This is a genomic window from uncultured Bacteroides sp. (assembly GCF_905207245.1).
Classification (GTDB): Bacteria; Bacteroidota; Bacteroidia; order Bacteroidales; family Bacteroidaceae; genus Bacteroides.
In genome coordinates this window covers 21,465-27,464 of the sequence record NZ_CAJLKP010000080.1, presented here as the reverse complement: position 1 = coordinate 27,464, position 6,000 = coordinate 21,465, and the positions used below count along the sequence as shown (strand labels likewise).

Annotated in this window: 4 protein-coding genes and 1 pseudogene; 2 read left to right on the top strand and 3 right to left on the bottom strand. The window is 45.7% G+C overall.

Annotated features, from left to right (window positions below):
* On the bottom strand, window positions 1-748 hold a 748-nt coding region (locus QZ135_RS19860; protein ID WP_294613425.1), incomplete at its 3' end, for a class I tRNA ligase family protein.
* A 271-nt stretch (window positions 749-1,019) separates the two neighbouring features.
* On the opposite strand from QZ135_RS19860, the pseudogene QZ135_RS19855 reads away from it, so the two are divergent.
* Together QZ135_RS19855 and QZ135_RS19850 are read left to right on the top strand one after the other, a co-directional pair.
* A pseudogene (locus QZ135_RS19855) lies at window positions 1,020-2,139 on the top strand (ATP-binding protein).
* A 23-nt stretch (window positions 2,140-2,162) separates the two neighbouring features.
* Window positions 2,163-2,855 carry an HAD family hydrolase gene (locus tag QZ135_RS19850; RefSeq protein ID WP_294613422.1) on the top strand — a complete coding sequence of 231 codons (693 nt, stop codon included), beginning with the start codon at window positions 2,163-2,165 and terminating at the stop codon, window positions 2,853-2,855.
* Between the two features lie 22 nt (window positions 2,856-2,877).
* Here QZ135_RS19850 and QZ135_RS19845 read toward each other — a convergent pair whose 3' ends face one another.
* The gene (locus QZ135_RS19845) at window positions 2,878-4,338 is read right to left on the bottom strand and encodes a hypothetical protein (protein ID WP_294613419.1); all 1,461 of its coding nucleotides are present in this window, start codon (window positions 4,336-4,338) and stop codon (window positions 2,878-2,880) included.
* Entirely contained in the window at window positions 4,310-5,914 is a 1,605-nt protein-coding gene (locus QZ135_RS19840; protein ID WP_294613416.1) for an AAA family ATPase, read from the bottom strand. Before QZ135_RS19840 ends, QZ135_RS19845 begins: the two co-directional genes overlap by 29 nt.
* Between the last annotated feature and the right edge of the window lie 86 nt (window positions 5,915-6,000).

Here is a 6,000-nt window from a genome sequence, read left to right as displayed (position 1 = left end):
CGCCCTCCACGGGAACCGGAATGCCCCAGTCGAGGTCGCGGCTCACGGCACGCGGCTGGAGACCTCCGTCGAGCCAGCTCTTACACTGCCCGTAGACGTTCGTTTTCCACTCCTTGTGCCCCTCCAGAATCCATTCGCGCAGAAATTCTTCGTACCTATCCAACGGAAGATACCAGTGTTTCGTCTCGCGCATCACGGGCTCACTTCCGCTGATGGCGCTCTTCGGATTAATCAGGTCCGTGGGGCTGAGGCTGGTGCCGCACTTCTCGCACTGGTCGCCATAAGCGCCCTCTGCATGGCAGTGGGGGCATTCGCCTGTGATATAACGGTCGGCAAGGAACGTCTTGGCTTCCTCGTCGTAGTATTGCATGCTGTTTTTTTCGATGAATTCACCTTTCTCGTACAGCTTGCGGAAGAACTCGGAAGCTGTATCATGATGCGTCTTCGAAGTGGTACGGCTATACACATCAAATGACACGCCGAACTCCTTGAATGAGTCTTTGATAAGTGTATGGTAACGGTCTACGATATCCTGCGGCGTCACGCCCTCTTTCTTGGCACGGATAGTGATGGGTACTCCGTGCTCGTCCGAACCACCGATAAAGATTACATCTTCCTTTTTCAGTCTCAGGTAGCGGACGTAGATATCGGCAGGTACATAAACTCCTGCCAGATGTCCGATATGAACCGGTCCGTTAGCGTAGGGCAATGCCGACGTAACGGTAGTGCGTTTGAATTTCTTTTCCATTGTGATATATCTATGTCTTTTGTTATGAGCGCATTTTGGTGTGCAAAGATAGCGGTTTTCAGCTAAAATCGACGAATAAAGTTTGTATTATATATATCACAGTTATATTTTACCTCCGACTGTACCCTCACTGTATCCGGAATGCACTGACTCCGCATAAAAGGCGTTAAAAGTTCATGTCCATTTGTTTTATACGAAATATATTCCGTATTTTGCGTTGCATAAAATATGTAACGTAAAATATGTAATGTTGCTTATGAAACTACAGGAGATGCACCCTAAGAATCCTTTTTTAGTTTATGGCTATGCGGGGCCCCGTTTCTTTTGCGATCGTGAGGTAGAAACGCAAAAGATACTATCCGCCTTGAATAATGAAAGGAATATGACCTTGATTGCCCCTCGGCGCATGGGGAAGACCGGATTAATAAAAAATGTATTCCATGCTTTACAGGAGCAGAGCCCGGAAGTGGCTTGCTTTTATATGGATATTTTTGCTACACGTGATTTGTCTGCATTTGTTCGTCTGCTGGCGAAGACTGTATTGGGGCAACTTGATTCCCTCAGTGAAAGCGTATTGCATAAGTTGACTTCTTTCTTTCGTTTCTGTCGTCCGGTGATAAGTACGGATGAACTGACGGGAATTCCTTCGGTGACACTGGATTTTGTTTCGAATAAGTCCGAACAGACCTAAGGAAATCTTTGACTATATGGCGGCTTCGGGCAGGCATTGCTATATTGCTATTGATGAATTCCAGCAAATAGCTTCTTATCCGGAAGAAGGAACGGAAGCATTGCTTCGTTCTTATATTCAGTTTCTTCCAAATGTACGTTTTATTTTTGCCGGTAGTAGCCAGCATTTGATGACGGAAATGTTTATGTCTGCTAAACGTCCCTTTTACCAAAGTACTCAATTGATGGTGCTGGCTGAAATAGATGAAGAGTTATATTATCAATTTGCAAAGAACTTTTTTAAGCAAAAAGGGCATCGGTTGAATAAATCCGTGTTTAATAGTATATATATGCGCTTCGAAGGGCATACCTGGTATGTACAGGCTTTGTTGAATCGTCTGTATGAACAGGATGAATCTATTGTAGATATCAGTCAGGCGGAACAGGCTTTGAGGGGAATTCTCGAAGAAAACACTCCTGTTTATCAGAATTTGATACTTTTGCTGACGGATAATCAGTTCGCATTGATGCAAGCCATTGCCCGTGAAATAAAAGTGCAGGCTCCTAATAGTGGGGAGTTTATTTTGGGACATGGCTTGAAAACTCCCAGTAGTGTCAATGTAGCTTTGAAATCATTGGTGGAAAAAGAACTCGTTTATAAATCTGCGGATGGATATATGGTGTACGACCGTTTTATGGGAATGTGGTTACTTCAAAATTAATTGTTATTTTTAAGATATAAAAGATGAGACATGATATTAAAGTCATCGCTTTCGATGCCGATGATACTCTCTGGAGCAATGAGCCTTTCTTTCAGGAAGTGGAACGGAAATATACGGAGTTGCTGAGCGATTACGGCAGTGCAAAGGAGATTTCGGCAGAACTGTTTAGAACAGAGATGAGTAACCTGGAATGTCTGGGTTATGGTGCCAAAGCATTTACCATTTCGATGGTTGAGACGGCTTTGCAGATTAGCAATCAGACGATTGCAGCAGATAAGATACAGCAAATTGTTCTTCTGGGTAAATCTTTGCTTGAAATGCCGATTGAATTGCTGTCCGGTGTGGAAGATACGCTGAAAGCATTGAAAGAACAAGGCTGCTATCGACTGGTAGTGGCAACAAAAGGCGACCTGTTGGATCAGGAACGTAAACTGAAACGCTCTGGACTGATCTCTTATTTCGACCATATTGAAATCATGTCCGATAAGACGGAGAAAGAATATAACCGCTTGTTGCAAGTACTGCAGGTGGCTCCTGAGGAATTCCTGATGATTGGCAACTCGTTGAAATCTGATATTCAGCCAGTGTTGGCGATAGGCGGATATGGCGTGCATATTCCTTTTGAGGTGATGTGGCAGCATGAGGTAGTGGAGACATTTACACATTCCAGACTGAGACAAATGAAAAGTCCGGTGGAATTGTTGGACTGGCTTTGATTGGTTGGATATAAAGAAGTTGTTAGTTACGCCGCGAAATCTGGTATTCCACCTTATACATGTGATCGAAGTATTCCACCCAATCGTTGGGGGCTATACCTATTTGCAGACCGTAGAAGAAAGTTCCTTTCTCCCGGTTTGCTTGCATTTGCTTTATTAATTCCGGTTTACACTTCGGTATGCGGAAATCACTGATTAATAGAACGTCTGCATTCATATAACGGTTCTGGTCGAGCATTCTGAATGTATCTTTCAGCATCCGGGTGGCATCCGTATCACCGGTGAACGGGTGGCTGAAAAATTCCATCAGTTTCTGCCGTTCACACCGTACGTCGATGGTCCGGGTAGCTACGGAGAAAGTAATCAGAAAACATTCCCTGTCCTGCAACTCCGCTATTTCGATGAGTTTTATCAGCAGAGAATTGGCCATTTTTTCCGGTTTGCCCGTCATGCTGCCCGACGTGTCGAGGCACACAATCATCGGGCCTTTCAGGATGGCGGGCTTTGCTTCCAGGCGTCGGGAAGGTTGCATGATTTCTGATTTGTAGCGAAAGGTTTGCAACTTCTGCGTGAAGTATTTTAGCATGAAGACGTCTTGCAATTCGCTGTCAGAGTAGTAAAGCAATTCTGAGGGGAGCAGGGCGTTCAAGTCGTTGCCGGTGGTGACACCCAGGATGTCGCTTTTCTGTGAGTGTGATAACTTATAGATGCTACCTTCCGTCACGTATACCTGTTTGCTACCTTCATCGTCGGCAATCCGGCCCATACGGTTGGCTACTTTCAGGAGCTCGGGATATTCTTTTTGCAGTTTTACGATCTTGCGGATACTCTCGAAGTCGATAGTATTCCAAAGGCCGTTCATCATGCTCCATGCCTGAAAGAATTCTTCTTGTTCCACCTGGTGCTCTTTCAGGTATTCCGGTATCTTGCTCAGGCTGGTCTTCAGTTTCTTTTCCAGAAAGTCTTTCCGGTCGTTCAGGTTTTTCTCTTTCTGTTCCTGTAGTTTCTGCTGGAAGGAGTCTTCCCAGTCACTTAACATTTTCTCCCAGACAGAAGGGTCGTGTTGTTGCTCTTTGTCACCGAACATGTGTTCGTAGAATGGCTCGTCGAAAGCATTCTCTTTGTAGTCTTCTTTGATTTTTCTCAGAAGCGCCTGCCAGCCGTCGCGCTTCTCCTTTATCCAGTTGAGGGCACTTTCCATTTCTCCGAGTTCGGACTGTGCTCTTTGCATCTGGAACTTTTCCTGTTCGAGGAATTGCCAGACGAATTGTGTGGTGATGTCATAGAATATACGTGCATGAACTTCATTTTCCAGAACTTGCAGTTTGATGGAAGGGTTGTTCATGATAGACAGCAGATAAAGATACAGAGGGTCTTCCGTTTCGCCATATGCGTTTTCGGCACACTCTCCGGTCTGTACGAATTTCTCGACTACCTTTGCGTAGAAGTTTATATCATACTTCTTTTTGGTCAGTCCCGCCATATTGCTGCAAGTTGAATTGTAGTTTTTCCTCTTCAATCTCTACGTTCCGCAGTTTTTTCCGTACTTCGTCCGAGAAGCGGCTGACCAGGTCTTTGTCCGCTTGGGGCACAAAGATATTATCTGTGCATAAGGTGTCGGTGAGACTGAGCAGACGTTGTGAGAGTTGGTTCAGTTCGTTCCGGTAGTCGCGGGTGGTTATGCGGGGCGTATTGTCGAATATTTGAGGCTCTTTATTGGCGGCAGAAATACTTTTCGTCTCTTTTTTCTTTTGTGTCATGGGGTAGCGCACACCGTCTATGAGCAGAAACTCCGTGCCTTCCCTGTATAAGTTCACCCGTTGTTGTGGAGCGGAAGACGGACCTGTGCCCGGATAACACCGGATGATGGAACGTCCCGGGTTTAGCGGATCGGGATAGATGAGGGCTTGCCGGGGCGAGTTTTCCCTTTTCTGTTCTTTCAGTGCGAGGTAATCCACGGCAAAGATGTAGGTATGACCTGTGCCATGCTCTTCTATATGATAGTAGAAATAGTCCGTAATCTCCAGATCATTCTTTGGAGAAGTATTGTTTTTGAAGTCTTCCAAAGCTTGTCGTACCCGGCTTATCCGGATGTCAGCTTTTATGGACTCTGTAATTTCTTCCATCTCTTCCAGGCAAGAGGTGAATAACTCCCGAAGCACCAACTGGTGGATGGGTGCGCATTCGTCTGCTTCGTTCCAGAGGCAATGATAGAGAGGAAGCAAGTCTGCGGCGTTAACTTCCATCCGTCCGTTGATGAAGGCTGAGGCTTTCAGTAGTTGCACGATGTTTTTCCAGCGGCGGTCGCTTACGTATATGCTGCGTGCTGTGTCTTCATCGTCCAGTGGAAGTCGTTTCAATTGTCGGCGGACGTTGGTGATGTACTGCAATATATCGCTGGGTACGGCTACCTGTCCTATTTGTTTGCGCCATTCCACATATTCTTCTTCGCCGATTTGAAGGTCTGCGGGGACGGTTATTTCTTTGTCATTGTCGTCGAGCAACATACTGTGGAAAGTCTTTTCATCTTGCACGCAGGTGCAGATGATACGCAACAGGAATCTGTCCCACAAGGCTTCCAGACCTTCGCCGTGTGCAGGCAGTTCGTTGCTGGCGGCAATCAGGAGTTTGAGTGGCAGTTTGATTTCACTGTCTCCATTGCGGTAAATTTTCTCATTGATGGCGGTGAGTAATGAATTCTGTATGGCAGGCCCGGCTTTCCATATTTCATCCAGAAACACGACGCTTGCTGTGGGCAGATACCCTTCGACGGCACGCTCGTATTTATCAAACTCTTTCAGGCGGTTGATGCTGATGGGGCCAAATATCTCGTCGGGGGTGGAGAAGCGGGACATCAGATACTCAAAAGCTTTCGCTTCCTTGAATGCAGCTTTCAGGCGGCGTGCTACCATAGATTTGGCTACACCCGGAGGTCCTAATAAGAGAACACTTTCACCAGCCAGCGCAGCCAACAGCGATAAGCCTAGTTCCGTATCTTTTTCATAAACTCCCTGGTTGATGGCAGTCAATAGTTGCTGCATTCTGTTTCTTATGTCCATAATTCTTTTTATATACTTCATTTTTTTTGTAAGCGGCTTCAAATATATGAAATCTTTATACGGAATGCAGACAAAATTTTCGATTT